Origin of the sequence: Halovalidus salilacus (assembly GCF_031852275.1) — an archaeon.
Taxonomy (GTDB): Archaea; Halobacteriota; Halobacteria; order Halobacteriales; family Natrialbaceae; genus Halovalidus; species Halovalidus salilacus.
On the sequence record NZ_CP134700.1, the window covers coordinates 4,155,749 to 4,177,051 of the forward strand.

Sequence of the window (21,303 nt, forward strand, 5' to 3'; positions counted from 1 at the left end):
TTCAGGCGTTCCAATTGCGAGATGGATATACCCACCATACAGTAATTTACAAACCCGCGGCGCGATGCAGTAGATATATGGGGTCTGACGCAGGCCGGCCCGTGACTCACTCCGCCGAAGAAATCCTCTCGGTGGTAGGAGATAAGCGGCTCACAACCCGTGAGATCGCCGCTGAACTGGACTGTCATCCGGAGACTGCGAATCGCCGACTCCGCCAACTCGAGGAGGATGGCCTGCTCTCGTCGACCCGCAGCGGACAGATGCTGCTATGGACCCGTGCACGACAGCCACGCGCGTTCCTCGTGAGGGTCGACGCCGATCGGATTCCGAACTTCATAGTTGGGATTCGAACGCCGATCGAGATCGTCCGCGATGGCGTCCCTCCCTCGCTCGTGCCAGACCCCCTCCAGGAGTACGAGGCGGTCCGCGCCTGGACCGTTTCCCGGTCCGTTGCCCTTGACTACCTGTCGGAGTTCGAGCGGATGTATCCGGGCGACCGACTGTTATTCACGTGGGAGGATACGATCATCGCGGACTGTGCACTGGATCGGCGAGTCGATAATCCGCAAGTCAGCGACTATCTCTGGCCTGAGACGGTTGGACGCGAGTCGACGGAGTATCCGATAACGCTGCTCCTTACGGACTATCGGCCGCGCTCCATCGTGGTTGCGGACCTCGTCGGGTCTGAGAACGCGATCGGTGACCGACACCACCAGCGCACCCTTACTCAGCTGCCGGAGGAGTGCCACGCGTCGCTCGTCGCGGAGTATGGGTCGCTGGAGAGTGCCCTTGCGGAAATCCATACGGATCCGCCGGCGCTGCTTCCGGTTGAACGCGAACCGGACACGGTCGAACGGGACGACCTGCCGGAATCCGTTCCAACCGGGGTTGGAAAGACGGAACGCTGGACACGAGCCATGCTCCAGCACCAACTGGCAGCCCGCATCAAGGACGCCTACGAGAACCAGTGTGCGGTCTGTGACAGCCATCGACTGACACCGTCGAACGAACCGGAGATCGAGGTGGCTTATCTCCAGCCCCTCTCGGAAGGAGGCGAGCCAACATCCCGGAACGCCATTGCGCTCTGTCGGCTCCATCACTGGGCGCTGGACGTCGGATGGCTCGCGATCAGCGATCAGTACGACGTGCTCGTCCGTGACCGCCCGGAGCAGCCGGGGTTTAACGATTTCATTCAGTTCGCCGGCACCTCGCTCTCGCTCCCCGCCGACGAGACGGTTCATCCGGATCCGGCATTCCTGCGAGCACACCGAGAACGCGTTGCTACTGACGAGTGGCTCTCCCAACCGCTCGAACCCACTAGCTAAACTATTGTTAGTCTAGGACATGGAAGCGATCTGGTGAACGAACTATACGATCACAACTGGTGTGAAAGGTCGACTGGGAAGCGACCCCCCTGTGTCGCGGGCTTCAACTCAGCGCACCTACCGAAGAAGAGATCCGATGCCCGCTGACGACCGCTGTCGGCAGCGACCGCCGATGGATGGCGCCCTCGACGATGAGACAACGGTCATCGCAACTCCGGAGGCGGTGTTAACCGGTCACCCTGTTGGACCTCGCTTGAACGGCGCCGTCTGTATCGGCTGTGGTGAGGCGCTGCACGAAACCGATATCGTGTTCGCGTACGCGTATCGCTGCGCCGACAGCACTGACTGGATCGTGTCTCGCCTGTACTGTCTAGGATGTGCGCCCAGCATAGTCCAATCACCGACGCTCGGTGTGACGGAGGTTCTCGTTGGGGGTCGACTCGGAACAATTACGCTGCCAACGGCGCGGATCCATCGATTATGTCTGACCGAACTCGCACTCCGGGCGTACAGTCCGCCGCAGAAGGGCTGTGTACCATGAAACCTGATCGAAGCTTGATCTTCAGTCAACTCAGCGTAGTGCGTACCGCCTCGTCTTTCAACTCCATTTGTCTGGCGCTCTTTTACGCTTCAAAAATCGAAATCGATAACCGTGCGCCTGTTAGTACGTTGTATCCGTTATCATAGATCACGATCGAACATCTAAAAAATCTATTAACCACCCTGCATAGCCTCAAACGCCTCCTCTGGGCCTCTGAACTCGTAATCTATCTCCCGATACAACCGAGTTGCGTTGAGTGTGCTGTCAGTTGGTCGAGGTGCTTCTTGACCGAATTCCTCTGTGCTAATAGGGGTTATTAGTTCGGGATTGTACCCATAGACATCTGCGAGTATGGTAGTGAATTCGTATCGGGATACCGAATCCGGACCTGTTGCGTGGTATACTCCTGTAATTCCGTTCTCTGCAACCCGTAGGCAGGCATATGCCAAGTCTGGAGCGTAGGTCGGAGCAGATATTTGATCCTCTACAATAGTTAATTCATTTCCAGCTTTAAGTTCTCCGAGTGCCCAAGTGACGAAATTATCGTTTGCGAGTCCGTAGATTACACTGGGTCGTAACACGGTCACGGCGTCCGTGATTTTTGACGCTTGTTCTCCCGCGTACTTTGTTTCAGCGTAGTAATTTGGCGGGTTAACCGGATCAGATTCGGAGTAGGGGGCATCCTCAGGGTTTCCGGGAAACACGTAATCAGTTGAGAGGTAAATTAAGTGGGCATCGATGGCGTTCGCGGCGGCGGCAACATTGCGCGTACCATCTGCGTTTACGGACCACGCTAGGTCGCGCTTAGACTCACAGTCGTCAACAGCGTGATATGCAGCAGTATCGATAATGACATCTGGATTAATACGCTCAATAATCGATGCTGTTTGATCAGAGTCAGTCTTGTCTAATTTGATGCTTGCTTTCTCTGTCTCAGTATTGTTGTACGTCGCCTCCACTTCAATACCATTGTCGAGCCCAAGTTCAACGATGTTTGATCCGACGAGACCAGAACCGCCGATGACAAGTACGTTCATGAGCAGTCTTTACAAGCAGGGGACCAAAATACTATTTCATCTGGTCCAGAACTGCGTCGGCAAGGTGGTCGCCGAACGGGAGAGAAGAGGTGAGCCCTGGTGAGACCGCATTCAGGACATGGGTCGATCGTGGCCCATGTTCGAAGAGTGGATCCTTAACGAGTGTACCGTCATTGCGCACTATTTGCGCACGGATTCCTGCGTAACTCTTTCGGAAGTCATCCGATTTAACTGCTGGAAGAAGCGATTTGGCTGCTTTGATGAATGCTTCCTTTCGGTAAGACTTATTCAGTTCGGTGAGACCGACACGTATCATCTTTGAGGATGTAAACAGCTTCCAGAACCCCTCATATCCGAGCGTCGAAAGCATTTCTGAGAGGTCAAATTGGGTATTGTCGTAGGCTTCACGACCGAACGCGAGCACGGCGTTCGGTCCGATAATTACTTTATCATCAGTCCGGCGCGTAAAGTGGACGCCAAGAAATGGGAGTTCGGGGTCTGGGGTCGGGTAGATCATCGATTTCACAAGCTTACGCTTCCGCGGGACGAGTTCGTAGTACTCTCCCCGGAATGGTACGATCTGGTACTTTTCTCCGACACCCATTTGATGAGCAAGTTTATCGGCATACAACCCTGCAGTATTTACGAGATAGGACGCTGTGATTGTTCCGTTAGACGTAACGAGGTGATGAGTGCCATTAGGCGTCTGAATCCGTTCAACTTTATAACCCGTATAGAAGTCCACACCATGGTTCTCGGCGTCGCCAGCGAGCGAATATACATACTTCTGCGAATCAACAGACGCGGCTTCGGGACAGTATATCGCTGCCTGTCCGGCAGCGTGTGGTTCGTACTCGTGTATCTCCGCCTGACCGTCGAGAATCCGAGTTTCAACTCCGTTTTCGGTCGCCTGTTCTTGAATATCTGATAATCGCTGGCGCTCCTGTTGGTTTGTCGCTACTACAAGAACGCCGAGTTCATCAAGAGGAACATCATTTCTCTTACAATATTTTTTCATCCGCTGAGTTCCCTCCGTAGCGAATTGAGCTTTGAGCGAATTTGGTGGATAATTAAATCCAGGGTGGAGAACACCAGAGTTTCGGCCGCTCTGGTGTGTCGCAAGGTGATGTTCTTTTTCGATCACACAGATTTCAGTGAAGTACGTTGGGCGAGATGGTAAGCCACCGAGCATCCGACGCACCCACCACCGACGATTGCGATGTCGTATTCAGACATGTTTGGTTTGTCATAAACCGTCGTCTTGAATGTTCTGTTTGCAGAAAGAGGTGATTTTATAAGAAATCACAAAGGTTAAGTGATGATAATGACATGGGATCTTGTACTGTATGATACATGATGTGGAGCTAAAAGACCTCCAGATAAACGCAGACGAACGGGGGTCATTGACGGAAATCTGGCGTGACGATTGGGAGTTTTACGATGATGAGGATGAACCGGTGATGTCCTACTTCTCGGTGTCGTATCCCGGCATCATTCGAGCCTGGCACCGCCACCACCGCGGTCAGATCGATCACTTTGTGGTTCCTCATGGGAAAGTGAAAGTAGGTATCTATGACGACCGAGAAGGTTCACCGACGAAAGGGGAACTTGACACATACATTATTGGTGAAGATAACATGAAAGTAGTGCGCGTGCCCGGTGATTGCTGGCACGGCTTCAAGGTCGTTGGTGACGAACGAGCGACGCTTCTCAACTTCCCGACAAACCTATACGACTACGAAAACCCCGATGAGGAACGGCTCCCGTACGACACGGACGAGATACCGCTTGACTGGGAGGAACCACCGCACGAGTAAAGCTATGAAAGGAGTCATTTTGGCGGGGGGAACTGGGTCTCGCCTACGACCCATAACTCATACTGGACCGAAGCAGCTCGTCCCTATCGCCAACAAACCCGTCCTCGAGTACGCACTTGACGATCTGAAGGAGGCTGGGATCACAGAAGTTGGCATTATCCTCGGGAACAAGGGCCGCGACGAGATCCAAGCCTACTTCGGCGACGGAAGTGATTTCGGTGTCGACATCACCTACATCGTGCAGGGCGAACCGCTCGGGTTGGCCCACGCCGTGGGCTGTGCACGGGATTTCGTCGGTGACGATTCTTTCGTTGTCTACCTCGGCGATGACCTGATGCGTGAGGGAATCACAGACCTGATAAAAGACTTCACCTCCGACGAGTACGCCGCTGGAATTGGTCTTCAAGAGGTCGAAGAACCGTCCCGGTACGGCATCGTAGACGTGAACGACACTGGTGATGTGATCGAATTGGTCGAGAAGCCCGAGGATCCGCCGAATAATCTCGCATTGATTGGCGTGTACGTGTTCACGCCTGCCATCTTCCAACAGATAGAGGCGCTGGAGAAGTCGTGGCGTGACGAATACGAGATTACCGAAGCAATTCAGGGACTACTCGATGACGGGAATCGGATCCAATCGCATGTCGTTCACGGCTGGTGGAAGGACACCGGTAAGCCCGAAGATGTACTCCACGCAAACCGACTGGTGCTTGACGATATTGAACCAAATGTGCGCGGTACAATAGAAAACGATGAGACAGTCCGCGGTCGCGTCCAACTGGGAGAAGGAAGCGTAATCGAGGAGAACGCGGTCGTTCGCGGGCCAGTATCGATCGGTGAAGATACCGTAATCAAATCCGGCACCTATCTCGGCCCATACACGAGTATCGGCGATAGCTGCATCATCGACGGCGTACATATTGAATCAAGTGTCGTGGTCGGCGACTCGGAAATTAGCGCCGATCGAACTATTGTCGACAGCCTCATCGGTAGGCAAGCAACTATCACTGCGAACCACGACAAGAAACCCGATGGTGAACGCCTCATCGTCGGGCAAAATTCCTCGTTAGAACTATAACCATGCCACGGATAATCACCCTCAGTTGTCCGAATTGCGGGACGGTCGTCGCAGGGAACGTTCTCGAGAACCACCGGGAGATGAAGTGCCCCGGCCGCAAGTGTAAGACTGTTCTGCGATTCTCGGATTTGACCGAGGACGAACAGCAACATATACTAGAGTACCCACAAAAGTACACGATGGAGAACTAAACATGACAACTCTCGTTACCGGTGGACTTGGCTACCTCGGATCGCGACTGATCCGAGAACTTCCGAACCACCCTGAATTTTCACAGGATACTATTCGAATTCTAGATAACTTCCGACAGCCACGCTTCCACGCACTGTGGGACCTGCCGTCTTACGCCGACTATGAGTTCGTTGAGACCGACATCCGCAACGAGGAAGCAGTGCGTAACGCGATGGAAGGCGTAGACACTGTGTTCCACCTTGCGGCAATTACGAACGCACCCGAGACGTTTGATATCCCCGAAAAGACGTGGGATGTGAACTACGACGGTGCATTGAATGTTTATGAGGCGGCTCGTGATGCAGATGTCGACGAATTCGTAAATGCGGTCACATGTTCGGTTTACGGGACAACTGAAGAAAAAATCGAGGAGGACTTTGATTGTGATCCTGAATCGCCTTATGGCGAAGCGAAGTTGGCGGCCGAGCAAGAGATGTTTGACCGGTACGACGGTGAAATGGGCCTAACTGGCCTACGTTTGGGAACCGTATACGGATGGTCCACTGGAATGCGCTTTGACACGGTGGTAGACAAATTCGCTCTGCTGGCGGCAACTGGCCAACCGCTGACGGTGTACGAAGGCGCCGAGGATCAAAAGCGCCCCTACTTACACGTACACGACTCCGTGAGGTCAATGATCTTCGCCGCGAATGAACTAGGCGATGGCGAGGCATACAATGTGGTCGGAGAGAACGGCCGACTGCAGGACGTTGTCGATGCCATCGTGAAGTACTTTCCGGACGTGGAAATCGGGTACACTGAGGCTGAACAATTGAACCAGCTGTCATATATCGTGAGCGACGAGAAGATACGTAATCAAGGGTTCGAGACTTGTTATGATCTTGATCAGGGCGTAGCAGAACTTGCCGACAAGTTCCGAGCACTGCTATAACTACGATCTTAACAAGATCCCAATAACATTGCAGATGAATCTGACAAAATCTGGATTTAAAATATTTGTTGGGAACATCGTCGCTGCTTTAGCGCAATTTCTTGGAATTGCGATTTTTTCTAGGCAAATTGGGGCTGCCTCGATGGGTGTTTATTTCCTCTTCTTGGTTATTTTAAATATTACATCCATCTTTGGGGACTTCGGCCTCCGAGGCGCCGTCGAAAAACGGATCAGTGAGGGCAGGGAACCCGGTCAGTTCCTCAGCTCTGTAGTCCTCGTCAAGTTAGTCCCAGTTAGCCTATTGGCCTCTGGAGTTCTCCTCTTCGCATCCCAACTCAACACGTATATCGGAGCACCCCTCGCCGAACTGCTCGTACTGACCATTGTCGTCAGAGAAGCCTCGCTATTGTCTGTTTTTGTTCTTCGAGGTGAGTTACGAGTCGGCGAGACAGCGATACTCAAAATCATTCGCGACGTCGGCTGGCTGATCGCCGGATGGTTCCTCCTCACGGCTCTAGGAGATGTTACAGGGTTAGTCTACGGACTAATCGCCAGTGAAATCGTTGCGTTACTCTGGGGATGGTTGAAGGTAGATACCATTCCGCGACGGCCGACCGTCAAGCACGCGCGCTCCCTGCTTCAATACGGTCAATTCAACGCAATCTCGGACGTCGGTGGGTACGTCTATAGCTGGATGGACGTTGCGATCCTCGGCCTGTTCGTGACTCAGACGGCAGTCGGTTCATACGAGGTGGCGTGGCGTGTCACCGCCGCTGTGATGCTCTTGAGCCGCTCGATCGCAACCACACTATTCCCTCAGATGAGCCGTTGGGACACGGAGGACGCAAAGGCCCGTATTGAGGAACTGATTCCCAGAGCCCTTACCCCGTCGCTCGCGCTGATTATCCCAGCGTTCTTCGGGACGCTCGTCCTGTCCCGCGAGATTCTCACCTACGTCTTTGGGGCAGAGTTCGCCATCGCCTGGCTTGTGCTCATCATCTTGATGGGTGAGAAGCTTCTCCAAGGTGTACACATCATCCTTGGTCGTGCGTTGCAGGCGATTGATCGGCCCGAGCTCGCTGCACTTTCAACCATCGTTTCTGTGGTCTTGAACCTAATTCTGAACGCATTATTCATCTGGCAATTTGGCATCGTCGGAGCTGCTGTCGCGACAGCACTGTCGTTCTCCCTGAACACGCTGTTGCATTGGTACTATCTTCGGAACTTTGTCCGAATTCAAGTTCCCTACCGCGAAATCGGTTGGTGTACCTTCTCGTCCATCTTGATGGCTATAATGGTTGGAATTATCAAAATTATAATCACCCCGAATTCCCTTCTTGCACTTCTAGTGCTTATAGGTGTAGGTGCGCTCATCTACGGACTCATTCTGCTCTCGTACGGGCCTCTTCGCACAAAAGCCGTACAAACGTATATCAATCTTCGAATGACGCGTTCCCAGCAGATAGGGTAGGGGCTCTGTAGAAACACACTTCTTTAGGTACCTACCCCCGTGAAACTACTATTCACTTCACATGCAATAAATAGCGATAGAGCCAGAAGCGAGGAGCAACCCGATCAGCAAAAACCCACCCGGCAATTTCCAATACCCTACATTTGCATCGGGCCATGGTGGCAGACACAATAACCCAGCAACCGACATGCCTATCCCTCATGAGCCAACCAGCATTGCGGCCATCTGAATCGACATAGTTGACTATTCTAATCGTATGTAAATAGTCTTTTATATTATGAACCACAAACGACTGGCAGCAACTTGATGAGAATCGATAGTTTACGTACTGATAATCATATGCTGAGAATCCGATTATCAAAACTTCTAATAACTGGTGTTAATGTAGCTTTCGCGCTTGCAATATTTGTTCTCCAGTCGTCCACTGGTTACCATTCGAGTGTTTTTGCCGTGTACCCGATCGGATTTTGGGTACTTATTATCGTTTTGCTCAACGCGGTTATCGGGCTATCATTCATCTCCTCTGAACGCACAACGGTCTATGCGGCAGCGTTAGCTACTTTTGTACTCCTCTCAATTGGTGCAAAAACTGGTGCAGGTGTGTATGGGCCTGATAGTTACATAAAGGCAATGAAAGTACGCCAGATTCTCCGAGTCGGTCGTGTTGAAATTGACCTGTATAATGGTCTAGAAGTACTGGCTGCAATAACTCAGCTGCTCGCACCAGAGGTATTACTCCAGTACAGCATTTATGCAGGCATTTCCGTGCTTACTCCGTTCGCCGCCGCCGTTTTCAGCCGCCGGTTTGGTCTTCACAACCTGGAACGTCGATTGTTGATATCAGGGTCTATTTTCCTCCCGTTTGGGATGGGGATGTGGCTCTCGACTCGTTCCCTGTTCCATCCATATTATCTCTCACTCCCTCTTGCAGTGATATTTATCGTGTATTTGCTCCGCTTTGTGGCCCGGCCCACGTGGCCTATGTGCTTTATCAGCCTCGGTGCTGGCCTCGGGCTTTTGATTATCCATCCAATGGCGGCGCTTCTCTCGATCTTGTTTGCCTTCATCATTGGACTGTCTGACACTCTCCTCTCACAAGAACTGAGAACAACGCAAGTGCTTGGACGCCTCCGCCAGTTTAATATACATTTTACGTTAATCGCTACGCCATTTATTATCTACTTTATCTATTTCCAGCTTCTCGACGCACTATCGACTGTGTTCCTCGTTTTGCTTGGTTTTGGCTCTGCGGAAAGTGTAACCACGATCTGCGTCCCGTCCGATGCCTCACCGATCGACATTTGTGGCCTGGAGCTGGCTCTGGGGAATAAATTCCATGCACTGATTTTATTCGCAGCAGCTACAGGATGTTTGGGCACGACAGTTCTTGACCGGTTGCGGACCTCATTAGTAGATGGGTTTTATGACCACACCGCAGGTCGATCCACGGGGCTGTACTTGGCCTTGCTGTTCTCCTTTGTGATCGTTGCCCTTGGCGTTATCCGCCGGGGTTTGGCGTATCGTCTGCTGGGTTTGGGCGCTTTTCTAGGACTGGCGATTGTTGCGATAATCGCTTCAAGAACGTACCAGCGCCCGCGCCGATCAACAATGATGCTTTTCGCTGGTGGTTGCCTCACCGTGCTCGCCCTGCCAATTGTAATTGGGATAGGAGATCTTCGGATTCTCGCCATAACCATCTCGGTTTCAACTATCGCCTTTGTAGGGGGCTCAGTTGTCTCTTATCGCCGTAATGGAGCTACCCTTTTGCTTTGCAGCATTTTAATTATCTTTGCTGTTTCCGTTCCAATCTTGTATCCGTTTGCTGCCCTAAATGCCGAACCAAATCAGGCGGGTACCGACGTCGATCATAACATGGTCGCATGGACAACGGAATATGATGTTGAACAGGTCGCGACAGGAACGACTGCATGGCGCGTCTACCGATACCAAAACCCGGTCCCGGACAATGATTTCGGTCCGTATCGGGGTTCAGCATGGTTAGAGGGAGAACTGGTGCTTGACGACGATGAACAGCAAGTGCAGAGTATCCAGGATGTATCTGGACAGCCGACAAACGAGTCGACTATGACGCACGTTATGATCTCGCCGTTGTCCAGCGAGTATGTGCCAGTATCCTACACGAATGATTCTGGGGGTGATGAAACTGTATACAAGCAGACCCGATCGTTATCGGCTGGAGAGGTCCAGCAACGATTTCCTGGGGGAGCGCGGGTCTATCACGCTGGCGATAACGCAGTTATTGTGTATGTGGACTGACTAGCAGACCCACGAACCATCGCGATAGATGTATATATCGCCGTTCGTGGTGTAGACGACCGTAGCGCCTTCGTAGCCGTTCCCGTCCCATTCCCCCTCCGAGTTTGGATCTCCGTCGTTCTCTCCGACGCCGTTTGCGAGCGTCCGCGTGCCGGTCCCCGTCACTTCTCCATCCGACCACGATACGCCCGACGCAGTCTCGAAGATGTGATCTTGGTATCTGGTTTCGGTCGCTGTGGAAAAGAACCGGATCGCGGCAGTTCCGTCCTCCTCGTCTAATTCGATGTTGTTGCCGATGATTCGCACACGGTCTATATTTTTTAAAAACACGCCGATGTCGTTGTCCACCATCCACCCACCCTCGATCGAGATAGCTCTGGTTTTATTCCCATCTTCATCATCCTCCAATTCAAACGCGTCGTTCGTATTGCGCTCGCAATACGGCGTAATGAATTTGCACCCCTTCACGCCTTCGAGGAAAATCCAGCGGGGTCGTTATCCGACGCGTGTGCCCCGACCCATGTCAACCCTCGCGGGATGCCCCCGCCACCTTGGGAATTGAGCCTCCATCCCGCGTGTCCTGTACTCCCCTCTCCATTGTTGTTCGCCCGGCACTGGATAAACATCCCTTCGTTGAGGTTATGGTCGCACAAATAGCCATGTCGGTCGTTATCCCGCGCTTCGAGACCCTCGGCCCGGAAAAAGAACATATCTCCGATATGGAAACCTCTCGTCCCGCCGGTATCGAACACGTCTTTGAGGTGGTGTACGTGCTCAAGATCGACGCAATCGGCCACATTCCCGCCACCGTCGAAAGTCAGGTCACTGAGTAGGAAATTTTTCAACCGGTTATCTGCATCGTCGCCTTTTCGAGTAAAAAGATCAGAGTCCGAGATATCCGACGCGGTCTCTAACACCGTGTTCTCTCTTCCCTGTCCGACCATCCCCTGGTCGTCTGTGTCGGCGGCGGGAGCAAACGATAGCGTTGCCGTGAACGCCCCGAGTTCGACGTAACCACCCTCGTCAAGGATATTGTCGAGTGCATACTGGATAACCGTCGCAGCGTCAGTGTCTGATTCTTCAATCTCTGCGTTTTCTGTCTGCTTGGCTTTGTACTCCCCGTCTTCCTCGTAGACAAAATAGGCGCCCCCATCTGGGCGACATTGCGACTTACAAACTCTGCAATGATCGTGGCCCTCCTCTCCCATTCGACGGTCATCACAATCTATTTGTCTGCGGTCGTATCATTCCTTTTGCTGGCAATTCCCTCCCTATTAGTCACTGGGGTTTTCGGCCAGGATAGTTATGCTCGAGTCCGAGGGGTGAACCAAGTCCTCGCAACCGGATCAGTGGAGGAAATAGGACCACATACACTATCACACAGTTTTGCGGCGATCGTCAGCATGACTCTCGACGGCGGTCCGATGGACCTGCCGGTCTTTCTGGTGATTGCGGCCAGCGCACCGCTTTCGACACTGTTCGTGATCCGGTAAATACCATCAATTACGACGAAGAGGCACCAACACGCTGTACTCACAGCTGCGGCCCTGCTTCCGCTTGGGATGGGGCTTTGGCTCACGACTCGATCGACGTTCCACACGGTGTATTTGCTATTGCCCCTCGTCATCCTCTGTTTCGGCATTGCCCTGTATTCGACGACGATCTACGAGGCACCGACAAGAGTTTCTATCCTGTTGATGGTCGTCTCTACAGCACTAACGCTGTATCATCCACAGCTGTTTCTCATAGCTAGTGCTGTTATACTCGGCGTATTGGTGTTGCTCGAGGTCGGGTCAAGAGCATCTAGTGCTCGATTTGGCCAAACTCGGCTCGCTATTTTTCCCTCCTTCCGGCGGCACTCATTTTCACCTACTTCGAGATTCTGAGTTTGTTAGGTCCCGCCCTCTTACAGGTCGTCGGGTTGATCAACACTACCTCAACGCCCCCAACACAATGCCTGACGAATCCCTCCACCCCGGTCAATTACTGTGGCATTGCAGCTGCTCTTGGCGATAAACTTCTCCCAGTATTGCTTCTCGCGATCGCGACAGGCGTTGCAGGTGTTGGCCTTTTCAAACACCTAATTAATAACATACAACGCCGCTCGTTCGATCGGCCGGTGATTTTCCTTGGATAGCTGTATTTGATTGCAGCACTGGGTTTTGGTTTCGCGTTCGTGGGTCCCATCCGTCAGTCGATTTCGTATCAGATTTTAAGAACCACGACGTTTCTCGCGACACTCTTTATTCTTGCAACGAGTGACTATCTGTCGAGGGGGACCTATTCTCGAGATCGTCGTCTTCTAGTGCTCTTCTGCTGTGGTGCTGGTGGGATCATTGGTTTCCCACTTGCGATTGGATTCTCTGATGTCCGGTATCTCTCTGCAATAGCGCTGATTGCGTCAGTTGCAGCCGCGACAGCAATAACGATCGATCGGCGTCCTCAGTTCGTTTCATTGTCTCTACCTATGGTTGTTGTTGGCTGTCTTATCATCAGCCTCGTTGTCCTCTACCCAGTCCCGGCATTGAATACTGTCCCGAGTGACCCAGGAACGGCACACGACCATGCACAAGTTGAGTGGCATTCTGCGTACGCCACCGATGGGCAGGTCGCCGCTGGAACAATAACGTAGCGGATCTATTACACTGATCCCTCCATCACCTCATTTGGCGCATTTCAAGGGTCTCAGTGGGCGCTGGCAAATATGACGCTTAACGACGAGGAGCAGTTGATAGCTCCCCTGCTTTCGATACTTCGGGTGCGCCCGTCCCCGACCGAGAGGTGAAATATTTGTTCACTGGGCCTGACACCGTCATTTCTGTCCAGTACGAACGAAACGGAGAGTACTACCAAGAGCCGCGTACAAGAGACGATATTAGTCTGGAGCAAGAGAACAAAATTTACTCAAATGGAGTTGGGTGGGGCGTGTATTACTGAAATCCCACTAAGCACCTCAAATCCATTATACAAATCATGCTCGACTTGCCCGGTCTGAAGGATAGACCGGATGTCCATCGCCTTGATGTAACTGTCGGGCCCATAGACACCAGCTCCCGCTTTCGCGGCAACAAAAATGAGTATGAGGGTGACTACTCCCGTTGTACAAATAGTCGCTCGTTCAGAACTGGTGAGTGCTACTCCGATAACCGCGATCAACATGCAGATGACGACCGCCCACAACGCGATCGGATAAGTTGCGAAGACGCTGCTATGGTACCCTCCCCTCGTCGTCTGTATAATCAGCACGGCTACTATAACAGCGAAATTAATTCCCAAGACGAGTAGTTTCGGGAGATCTATCAACCTTATCCAAGATACGAAGGGTACCTCACTTAGACATTTCTATATATAGAACACTGTCTAGTTAGCGCGCTTTGAGAAGCGAGCAGGTTGTATCTTGGTTTACTTGCAGTGTAGTGTCAGCTATGTAAATGAGAGTCGATAGGAGTGCCGATGAATAATAACATGAAAAGATCGGTAAGAATCATAGCAGGATGACCGAACTGAACGTATCTTCTCATCATTACATTCTGGCCAAAGGTAGATATGCGTTCCATCATTGGCGTTGATCGATTGCGGATCGTTTGTCGTGATTCTGAATAACTATGCCGTTGTGAGAGTCTTTCCACTAGCCACTCTCGATCTACAGTCATTATATCGCTCTCCAGAGACTGGACAAGGCTAAGTACTTCTTTCCAGAAACATGCACGACGTCCGTATTCCTCAGCCTCTATGGAGATTTCCTTTGTCAATTTCTGTAAAGGTGAACGACTCACACCAATATCTTGGTCAGAATGTTGACGATAGTTCAGGAGTCGAGCATCCATATCGTAGATTCCATTGGTAAGTGCAGCGAGAATAGCAAGATAATAATCGTGATTCGCACAATCTGGTATTGGAAGAGCTTGATCCACTAATTTAGATGATACAAGAATTGTTGCTCCTTGAACAAAATTCCGTTCGAGCAACTCGCTTACAGCACGTTTTGGGTCCGTAGCTGTCAACGGGTTGTGCCTGCCTCGAATACTGGACCATAACGTGGCGTCTGCGTGATTAGTCATCACATTGTTATTCGAGACTAAATATGAGTCATGGCAGATAAGTTCCGCGTCCGTCTGCTCATATGCCTCTATCTGACGTTCCAATTTTTCTTCGTGCCAATAGTCATCTTGATCCGCAAGTGCGATCAGTTCACCTTCACAAGCCTCAATAGCATGCTCAAAATTCTTTGTTACACCTAGATTCTTCTCTTCATCCAATACACGAATAGTTTCAGGATACTGTTGAGCGTAATCCCGAACAAGTTCGAGCGTTCCGTCGTCGGATCCATCATCCGAGACGACGACCTCGTCTGGAACAACCGTCTGGTTAAGAATACTCTCAAGTTGCAGTTCAAGGTAGTTCGCACCGTTATACGTACACAGAGCGACGGAGACAGTCATAATTTGGTATCTATTGAATGGTCTGATTTCACTGCAGAAGTCCACTGGTATGGTCCTAAGTCTAGACGACTATGGGATAGATCGCTGTCGGGATTGAGCGATACTGTTGAACGGACCAAAGCCTGATTCCAGATCATCGTTTCACCTCGCTCAGTCGCTTTTCTGGTCGAGGAAACTGGTCAAAATATACTTCGAAGGGGAGCAGGAACCCACCAAGGAGGACTGGTAGCCACTCGGAGGCACTATTTCTCCTCTGGTATGCAACCACATTGGAGTACAAATTCATAAGGAAATCATCGAAATTTACTATTCTGGTCTCATACAAATCTAACTTGTCAGGATGAATGGAGTAAGTATCGAGTATTGCTTTGATTGTTATATCTGCTTCCTGTAACCGCAACCCGAGGTCAACATCCTCGCCGCGAGCTGGCAACGTTGGATCGAATACCATATTCTTTAAAACATCATTATAAATCGCACGCGGTATTATTGCCCCATCTCCTGGAATGAAATTTGTCTCGACACAGCCAGATCGGCTATCAACCACATATGGAATTGAATAGCCGTATTTTGTTCGGAACCGGATACATTGGTGTGTCTCAGAGACTCGATAGTTAACTCGAGCGGTTGTCCAGGCTGCATCTTGTGTCACTTTTTTCTCAAGTTCTGCGAGGTAATCAGAAGGGAACAGGGTATCTTGGTTGTAACAGCAGATATAGTCTCCCTCAGTTCGCTTGATCGCTCTATTGATTCCTGCGGAGAACCCCAGATTGCGGTCGTTCTCTAACAGCGTTAGTGTCGGCTCGTCTCCATAGGCATCCCTGATAAGAGTGACAGTATCATCGTCGCTATCATTATCTGCAATCACGACTTCGAAGTCATCGACAGTCTGTGCATAGATAGAGTCAAGCGATCTTAGGATCTCATCGCCTGCATTCCACGTTACAGTGACGATAGAGAACATTGGTGAGTCACTCATAATCAGTTCAGGTAGCCCAAATCCTCAAGTCGCTCACGAACTTCTTTATCCTCATCAGCGTCGGAATCTCCATGAGGCGATGGGAGTGCATTGCGTTCCTCCGGTTCGAAGTCCGCAACTGGTATCGGTTCTCCATCGATATCATCAGGAATTCGACAGTCCATCAGAGAGAGAACCGTCGGCATGATATCCGAAATTTTGACTTCTCCAAGGTCTTCTGTCGCGGTAATATCCGGTCCCATTGCAGCGAATATGCCCGGAGGAATGTTTTCCGCCTCCCATCTCCCCGTGTCGTTAAATACGGCTTCTTTTCCAGTGGCTTCACTGAGGTGATATCCAGCATTGAATTCAATGACGAGATCTGGTGCTTTGTCTAAGAACGGGCCTTCATAGTACTCTTCACCTCGATGGATTGTTTTGGCCACTTGTTCACCAGTGGGAGATTCTAGTTACCGAGTTTCTCCAGAAGTTCAGATCTGACGCGATTATATGTCTCTGAATCTTTCTCATGGGCGACATAGACAAGCCCTTGTGCGTTCGCGACAGCGTCCGTTTCTTCCCAATTAATTTTCTCGAAGGTTCGTTTGCCTCTTACACCTTCTTCCCAAGGAACTAAGTTTTGAATTTTTTCAGGAATAATCCGGGCTAGTGTATCAGTTGCTCCTAGCTTCTTGGAGACTTGAAGTACACGTTCTTTCGTCAGTCCAGCTTTGTTCATTACGTCGTCAACGCTTGTTTCAAGCGACAGATAACCTTCTTTTTCAAGCCAATTATTGAGATGAACGACTGTGTGGACGTTTTCACAGCCGTGGTCGCTCATTACGATAACATTTGTATCTTCAAGTTCCAAGAAGTCACCAATATGGTCGTCAAACAGTTTCCACGTTTCAAAGACTGGCTCTTCTTGCCAAAAGAAGTGCTGGAGGGTATTCGAGTAAAAGCTAGTCACGTGCAAGAAATCAAACTCCTCTCGGCTGAGAAGGTCCTTCGCAACTCGGAATCGGAGATCGATCAACTCTTGAATCGCGTCAACTTCCTCGCCCCGTTCATCTTTAGACGAAATCAAGGGTTTAGGATGAATCGCATAATCATATTCTGCTTCGAGCTTTTTCTGAAGAGACTCGGGATACGTATAGACGTCATCAAGCGCCCGATATTCACCTTCACGAGCGTCAGGACCGCCACAGATCATAGCCCCATCAATCTCGCGAGGGGGGTACGTCGTCGGCATATTCACCACCGCAGTACGATATCCCTCATCGTTCAGGTAATCCCAGAGCTCCGCTGATTTGAAATCAGTTGAATGGTGGAAGACGTAATTTTCATTCCTTACATCAAGGTGGTCGAATCGGTAGACACTGAGTTTTCCAGGGTTTTTGCCGGTCGAATAACATTTCCAATTTGGAACGGTAACAGGGGGGAGGTAGCTATGACTTGTAGCGGTTGCTCCTCGTTCGATAAGTCGTGCAATATTAGGTAGTTCCCCACTCTCAAGCCATGGTGAGATGAGTTCCCAATTTCCACCGTCTAAGCCGATAACGATTGTGCGCGCCATATTATTTAATATTATTGTTGAAATCCAGTGTCTGTTTATTAACCTGCCGGGTTTGATCCTTGATTGAACCGCTAAAGGTATGGATTTCCATACTTTATGTCACCAAAATCAATTTACGATTTCTGTACTTCATATTCTTATTGGGGGTCAAGTTCTGATTCGTCAAAAGCACCTTTACAACCAGATTTTGTGCCATCACTGATTTTCTGAGTAGATGGGGCGGTAACTGGATCGCTGTCAATGTTTGATTCCGGAGTTAAATCCGGTATGTCCATTATCGTTCCGAACGAGTAGCCTCGATCTTGAAGTCCCTCCACAACGCTCGAAAATAGCTTGGTGGAGTCCTCAAGGTTACGTTTCATAATCCACTGCTTTGGTTGGTCGAGTCGGTCGTGCGAGGCCGTGTGATAAAAATCCTGCAGATGAGTGTTGAATACGAGTGGTTCAGGCAGCGGCGCGTTCCTGAGATACGTGAGATACGGTCCACCGAGCAGCTTGAGGTAGCTCTGGCAGATTGGAATCCGTATCCCTGGTGTCGCCGCGATCGGGATCTCGAGGAGTTCGTCCGTTTCGTCCGGCTGGTACGGCGTCAATGGTTTGTCGAGGTTGCTATAGACGCCAGGACGGTACGACGGAAAGACGCTCGAGTCGAATCGAAAGCCTTCGTCCTCGAGGATTTTGAACTCGTACGGCTCGATATTGCCTTGCGGGGCCCGGTACCCCTCCGGTTCAAATCCAAAATGCGATTCGAACGCTGCTTTCCCCTTCTGGATCTCCGTGCGGAAGTCGTAGCACTTCGAGGTGTCGTGTTGGTAGGAGTGGAGGTGGAACTCACAGTCTAACTGGTCGCTGAGTGTATCGATGGCCTCAGGATACTGCTCGATCGTTTTCCCGACCACGAAGAACGTGACTGGGATCTCCAACTCCTGGATTAGATCAATGTAGTCGTCGAGGTACTCGAAGGTGAGGTGATCGTACTCCGGGTCATCGAAGTACCAGTCGTTTTCAAGATCAAGCGTCACACAGGCGAGTTTGTCGTCACTCACGCACCTGCACCTCCCGACTCTCGTTTGCTTGCATATCAAACAGCATCGCGAACATCAGAAACATGCTCCCGACCGAGAACAGAAGCAGGCTCGCCGATGCGCGCATGAACAGGGGGTCACTCAGTACAACCTTCGCATAGACCGACCACAGCCCGCCAGCGAGCCCTAATCCGGCCGTTGCCGCGCCGAATAGGTAGAACAGCGCGAGCGGATGGAAGTCGAGGACGAGATACTTCACCTTCAGCCGCCAAAAGAAGTTGCGCAGTAACATCCCAGATACCTTCCGAATGTACGTCGTGTAGTCGATCGAGGAGTTCTCGTCGCCGTACACTGCCGGGATCGCGACGTCGGCGACCCGCATCCCTTTGGCGTTCAGCTTCACCAGGAGATCGTTACAGTAGCCGTAGTACTCGTACAGGTTCTCGATCCCGACGTTCGCCAGCGCGTAGTGAGAGATCGCCGTATAGCCGTTCTGCGGGTCCATCGATTTCAATACCCGCTCGCGATCTTCGTGAGGAACGTCAGGATCGCATTGCCGACAAAGCGGAACCGCGGCATGTCCGATCGGTACTCCTTGTACAGCAGCCGGTTCCCCTTCGCGTAGTCGGCCTCGTCCTCGACGATCGGATCGAGCAGCTTCGGTAGTTGGCTTAGATCCATCTGGCCGTCTCCATCGACCGTCGGGACGATATCGACCTCGTCAGCGAGTGCGGCCAGATACCCGGTTTTGATCGCACCACCGGCGCCGCGGTTTTCGCGGTGTTGGATCGGCACGACGCGCCCGATCGACTCGTGGACGACGGCGCGCTGGTCGAGCACCGACGCCGCACCCCCGTCTGCCATGGCCTTGGGATCGGTCGGCTGCAGTCGTTCGTCGTACTTGAGCACTGCATCGTCGAGACGCGCAGCATCTTCCCGGGCGGCTTCGCGGATCTCGTCCCATGTGCCATCCGTCGAGCAGTCGTCGACCAGGTACAGCCGATCGACGTACTCTGGCATCTCGCGGATGACATCCCCGACAAAGCCCTTTTCGTTGTACGCGGGGATGACGACGCCAATAGTATGTTCACGATACATTATAGCTTCTTGTACTGGAATCCGTTCGCCACGGCCGGCTCTTCAAACGTGCCATCCACGTCGACGACCACTGGATCAGACCGCATATCGTACCTGAGATCGCCGAAGTTCAGCCCGTGGAACTCGCTGTGCGGTGTCCCGACGAGAAGCGCGTCGAATCCCGCGACCGAGAGGTCTTCTTGGACATCGATCCCAAACACCTCGCGCATCGCGTCGTCGTCGGCGTGCGGATCAAACCCGACGACCTCGATGCCGTACTCCTGCAGTTCGGTAATCACACCACCGATCGCGGAGGTCCGGATATCGTCGACGTCCGGTTTGTACGCCAATCCGAGGACGAGGACGCGACTGTGCTGGAGCACCTTCTCGCTCTCGTTGAGCGCCTTGATCGTCAGCGTGGCGACGTGGGTTGGGATGTACTCGTTGACCTCCCGAGCCTTCTGAATCAACTCAGGGGAGAACCCCTTCTGTTCGCTCTCGTAAATTAAGTAGAATGGATCGACTGGGATGCAATGCCCGCCGACCAGCCCCGGCCGATACTCGTGGAAGTTCCACTTCGTCCCGGCCGCCTCCAGCACGGCCTGGGTCTCCAACCCGAGGTGTTCGCAGGCGATCGCGAGCTCGTTGACCAGCGCAATGTTCAGATCACGCTGGGTATTTTCGACGCACTTGGCCGCCTCGGCGGTCTCAATCGTCGGCGCCTGGTGAACGCCGGCCTCGACGACCGTTTCGTACAGCGCAGTGAGCTCCGCGAGCGTCTCGTCGGTAAGGGCGCTCACGATCTTGACGACGTTCCGGAGCCCGTGCTCGTCATCGCCGGGGACCATCCGCTCAGGGAGTAGCCGACGCCGATCTCGCTTCCCGCTTCCAACCCGGATGCCGACTCGAGCGCCGGGATGAAGACTTCTCGTGTCGCCCCCGGGTAGACGGTCGACTCGAGGACGACCGTGGTCCCGGGCGTGAGATGGTCGCCGATCATCTGTCCTGCGCGTTCGATGAGGCTTAGGTCGGGTTTTTCGAGCTCGTCGACGGGCGTCGGCACGGCGACGATAACGACCTCCGCGTCCTCGACGTGTCTCGGGTCCGTCGTAAACTCGATGGCACTCGTCGCAATGGCCTCATCGCCAACGTCGCCCGTTGGGTCAACGCCCGCCTCGAGCGTTTCGATCTTCTCGGGATCGATATCGAACCCCCAGACCTCATGGCCTGCGCTGTCGAACGCCTGCGCCAAGGGGAGGCCGACGTAGCCGAGGCCGACCACACAGATACGCGTTGTCGTCGCGGTTAGGCTGGGGTTCGTGTGTACCTGCTCACTCATTGGTGGTGGGACTGGAGCGATGCACGTCCGGACGCGCTGAGCCTCGTCGACTCGTTCAGGCAATCCCACACGGGACGGTGCTGACGACCCCTCTCATTGCTCGTTTTGTTCCATAAACGTCCCCCAATATACCGGGCAAACACCCAATCCGCTATCATATCAGTCAAAGACGTATACTGATGGAATCAATAAATAGTTATTGATTGGTGAGTTCTCT

At 52.2% G+C, this 21,303-nt stretch carries 19 protein-coding genes and 1 pseudogene; 6 read left to right on the forward strand and 14 right to left on the reverse strand.

Annotated features, from left to right (window positions below; all coding sequences use genetic code 11):
* The first annotated feature begins 101 nt into the window (after positions 1 to 101).
* Entirely contained in the window at positions 102 to 1,325 is a 1,224-nt protein-coding gene (locus tag RJT68_RS20395; RefSeq protein ID WP_407038341.1) for a helix-turn-helix domain-containing protein, read from the forward strand.
* A gap of 714 nt (positions 1,326 to 2,039) precedes the next feature.
* On the opposite strand, the gene rfbD is transcribed toward RJT68_RS20395, so the two are convergent.
* The 3 genes from rfbD to RJT68_RS20410 are packed head-to-tail and all read right to left on the reverse strand — an operon-like array spanning position 2,040 to position 4,139.
* Complete coding sequence (gene rfbD, locus RJT68_RS20400) at positions 2,040 to 2,903, reverse strand: dTDP-4-dehydrorhamnose reductase (RefSeq protein WP_407038342.1); 864 nt, start codon at positions 2,901 to 2,903, stop codon at positions 2,040 to 2,042.
* Between the two features lie 31 nt (positions 2,904 to 2,934).
* On the reverse strand, positions 2,935 to 4,047 hold the full coding sequence (gene lhgO, locus RJT68_RS20405) for an L-2-hydroxyglutarate oxidase (protein WP_407038343.1): 1,113 nt from the start codon (positions 4,045 to 4,047) through the stop codon (positions 2,935 to 2,937).
* A complete protein-coding gene (locus RJT68_RS20410; RefSeq protein ID WP_407038344.1) occupies positions 4,044 to 4,139 on the reverse strand; it encodes an FAD-dependent oxidoreductase in 96 nt (31 codons plus the stop codon). Before RJT68_RS20410 ends, lhgO begins: the two co-directional genes overlap by 4 nt.
* Positions 4,140 to 4,249: 110 nt before the next feature.
* Here RJT68_RS20410 and RJT68_RS20415 point away from each other — a divergent pair, with 110 nt between their 5' ends.
* From RJT68_RS20415 to RJT68_RS20435, 5 genes are all read left to right on the forward strand, one after another.
* Entirely contained in the window at positions 4,250 to 4,720 is a 471-nt protein-coding gene (locus tag RJT68_RS20415) for a dTDP-4-dehydrorhamnose 3,5-epimerase family protein (RefSeq protein ID WP_407038345.1), read from the forward strand.
* A gap of 4 nt (positions 4,721 to 4,724) precedes the next feature.
* Positions 4,725 to 5,798, forward strand: a complete 1,074-nt coding sequence (locus RJT68_RS20420) for a glucose-1-phosphate thymidylyltransferase (protein ID WP_407038346.1) — start codon at positions 4,725 to 4,727, stop codon at positions 5,796 to 5,798.
* A 193-nt stretch (positions 5,799 to 5,991) separates the two neighbouring features.
* Positions 5,992 to 6,921, forward strand: coding sequence for an NAD-dependent epimerase/dehydratase family protein (locus tag RJT68_RS20425; protein ID WP_407038347.1), 930 nt, complete (start codon positions 5,992 to 5,994; stop codon positions 6,919 to 6,921).
* Between the two features lie 34 nt (positions 6,922 to 6,955).
* Positions 6,956 to 8,392, forward strand: coding sequence for a flippase (locus tag RJT68_RS20430; RefSeq protein WP_407038348.1), 1,437 nt, complete (start codon positions 6,956 to 6,958; stop codon positions 8,390 to 8,392).
* Between the two features lie 450 nt (positions 8,393 to 8,842).
* On the forward strand, positions 8,843 to 10,669 hold the full coding sequence (locus tag RJT68_RS20435; protein ID WP_407038349.1) for a hypothetical protein: 1,827 nt from the start codon (positions 8,843 to 8,845) through the stop codon (positions 10,667 to 10,669).
* Here the strand turns inward: RJT68_RS20435 and RJT68_RS20440 are convergent, their stop codons facing one another.
* The 11 genes and pseudogenes from RJT68_RS20440 to RJT68_RS20490 form a co-directional block, all read right to left on the reverse strand.
* Complete coding sequence (locus RJT68_RS20440) at positions 10,670 to 11,017, reverse strand: hypothetical protein (RefSeq protein ID WP_407038350.1); 348 nt, start codon at positions 11,015 to 11,017, stop codon at positions 10,670 to 10,672.
* Positions 11,018 to 11,133: 116 nt separating this feature from the next.
* On the reverse strand, positions 11,134 to 11,877 hold the full coding sequence (locus tag RJT68_RS20445) for a hypothetical protein (protein WP_407038351.1): 744 nt from the start codon (positions 11,875 to 11,877) through the stop codon (positions 11,134 to 11,136).
* Between the two features lie 1,696 nt (positions 11,878 to 13,573).
* Positions 13,574 to 13,972, reverse strand: a complete 399-nt coding sequence (locus RJT68_RS20450; RefSeq protein ID WP_407038352.1) for a hypothetical protein — start codon at positions 13,970 to 13,972, stop codon at positions 13,574 to 13,576.
* Between the two features lie 116 nt (positions 13,973 to 14,088).
* A complete protein-coding gene (locus tag RJT68_RS20455) occupies positions 14,089 to 15,111 on the reverse strand; it encodes a glycosyltransferase family 2 protein (protein WP_407038353.1) in 1,023 nt (340 codons plus the stop codon).
* A 133-nt stretch (positions 15,112 to 15,244) separates the two neighbouring features.
* Positions 15,245 to 16,090, reverse strand: coding sequence for a glycosyltransferase family 2 protein (locus RJT68_RS20460; RefSeq protein WP_407038354.1), 846 nt, complete (start codon positions 16,088 to 16,090; stop codon positions 15,245 to 15,247).
* Between the two features lie 2 nt (positions 16,091 to 16,092).
* The gene (locus tag RJT68_RS20465) at positions 16,093 to 16,515 is read right to left on the reverse strand and encodes a hypothetical protein (RefSeq protein ID WP_407038355.1); all 423 of its coding nucleotides are present in this window, start codon (positions 16,513 to 16,515) and stop codon (positions 16,093 to 16,095) included.
* A gap of 20 nt (positions 16,516 to 16,535) precedes the next feature.
* On the reverse strand, positions 16,536 to 17,645 hold the full coding sequence (locus tag RJT68_RS20470; protein WP_407038356.1) for an alkaline phosphatase family protein: 1,110 nt from the start codon (positions 17,643 to 17,645) through the stop codon (positions 16,536 to 16,538).
* A gap of 137 nt (positions 17,646 to 17,782) precedes the next feature.
* Entirely contained in the window at positions 17,783 to 18,691 is a 909-nt protein-coding gene (locus RJT68_RS20475) for a polysaccharide deacetylase family protein (protein WP_407038357.1), read from the reverse strand.
* Positions 18,684 to 19,175, reverse strand: a complete 492-nt coding sequence (locus RJT68_RS20480; RefSeq protein ID WP_407038358.1) for a hypothetical protein — start codon at positions 19,173 to 19,175, stop codon at positions 18,684 to 18,686. The genes RJT68_RS20475 and RJT68_RS20480 overlap by 8 nt, the downstream gene beginning before the upstream one ends.
* A 5-nt stretch (positions 19,176 to 19,180) precedes the next feature.
* Positions 19,181 to 19,768 carry a glycosyltransferase family 2 protein gene (locus tag RJT68_RS20485; protein WP_407038359.1) on the reverse strand — a complete coding sequence of 196 codons (588 nt, stop codon included), beginning with the start codon at positions 19,766 to 19,768 and terminating at the stop codon, positions 19,181 to 19,183.
* A pseudogene (locus RJT68_RS20490) lies at positions 19,768 to 21,086 on the reverse strand (nucleotide sugar dehydrogenase). Before RJT68_RS20490 ends, RJT68_RS20485 begins: the two are co-directional and overlap by 1 nt.
* Between the last annotated feature and the right edge of the window lie 217 nt (positions 21,087 to 21,303).

Coding starts and splice junctions, on each gene's coding strand:
- rfbD (WP_407038342.1), bottom strand. CDS start 2,903: ATGAACGTACTTGTCATCGGCGGTTCTGGTCTCGTCGGATCAAACATC.
- RJT68_RS20410 (WP_407038344.1), bottom strand. CDS start 4,139: ATGTCTGAATACGACATCGCAATCGTCGGTGGTGGGTGCGTCGGATGC.
- RJT68_RS20415 (WP_407038345.1), top strand. CDS start 4,250: ATGATACATGATGTGGAGCTAAAAGACCTCCAGATAAACGCAGACGAA.
- RJT68_RS20420 (WP_407038346.1), top strand. CDS start 4,725: ATGAAAGGAGTCATTTTGGCGGGGGGAACTGGGTCTCGCCTACGACCC.
- RJT68_RS20425 (WP_407038347.1), top strand. CDS start 5,992: ATGACAACTCTCGTTACCGGTGGACTTGGCTACCTCGGATCGCGACTG.
- RJT68_RS20430 (WP_407038348.1), top strand. CDS start 6,956: ATGAATCTGACAAAATCTGGATTTAAAATATTTGTTGGGAACATCGTC.
- RJT68_RS20445 (WP_407038351.1), bottom strand. CDS start 11,877: ATGGGAGAGGAGGGCCACGATCATTGCAGAGTTTGTAAGTCGCAATGT.
- RJT68_RS20455 (WP_407038353.1), bottom strand. CDS start 15,111: ATGACTGTCTCCGTCGCTCTGTGTACGTATAACGGTGCGAACTACCTT.
- RJT68_RS20460 (WP_407038354.1), bottom strand. CDS start 16,090: ATGAGTGACTCACCAATGTTCTCTATCGTCACTGTAACGTGGAATGCA.
- RJT68_RS20470 (WP_407038356.1), bottom strand. CDS start 17,645: ATGGCGCGCACAATCGTTATCGGCTTAGACGGTGGAAATTGGGAACTC.
- RJT68_RS20480 (WP_407038358.1), bottom strand. CDS start 19,175: ATGGACCCGCAGAACGGCTATACGGCGATCTCTCACTACGCGCTGGCG.
- RJT68_RS20485 (WP_407038359.1), bottom strand. CDS start 19,768: ATGTATCGTGAACATACTATTGGCGTCGTCATCCCCGCGTACAACGAA.